The sequence below is a fragment of the Alcanivorax sp. HI0044 genome (assembly GCF_001634945.1).
Genome location: NZ_LWEZ01000715.1, coordinates 1 through 460, shown reverse-complemented (window position 1 = coordinate 460; position 460 = coordinate 1). Strand labels below are relative to the sequence as shown.

The following is a 460-nucleotide window of genomic DNA, read 5'->3' as shown; positions in this document are numbered from 1 at the left end:
GGTCGGCGTTCCCCCCGTCGGGAAAATTTCATTCACCGCATATTTGATCGCCGCGCGCCCCCCGTCAGTCATCTCTGAGACGGGAAAAATCACCTTGCCATCATTGCCATTATGAAAACGACCAAGCCCCATGTTGACCCGGTCCGGCAGCGCATCCACCATATCGCTGAATGCTTCTTTGGTCATATCAATGCGCTGCACTTCGCCCGGCTGACAATTACTGGTTTCACACCAGGCCATACTGCCTGAGCTATCCAGCATTACCATGACATTGGCAGCCGGCGCATTTTGGTTATTGTCCGCATCCGCATCCGCAAAGAAAATTTCAGTGTCATCGGCATATACATTTGCCATCGGAAGGCAAAGAGCCAGACACAGCATTGTGGCAAGCCTATTTACTGACATCATCGTTCTATCCCCCTGCCTTATTGAATTTCAGCACTTGGCAAAATCCCACGTT

General features: G+C 51.1%; 1 protein-coding gene. It reads right to left on the bottom strand.

Annotation, left to right across the window (positions count from 1 at the left end):
* Window positions 1-408: VWA domain-containing protein (locus A3730_RS08615; protein WP_156501088.1), on the bottom strand; the 408-nt coding region annotated here is incomplete at its 3' end.
* Window positions 409-460: the final 52 nt, after the last annotated feature.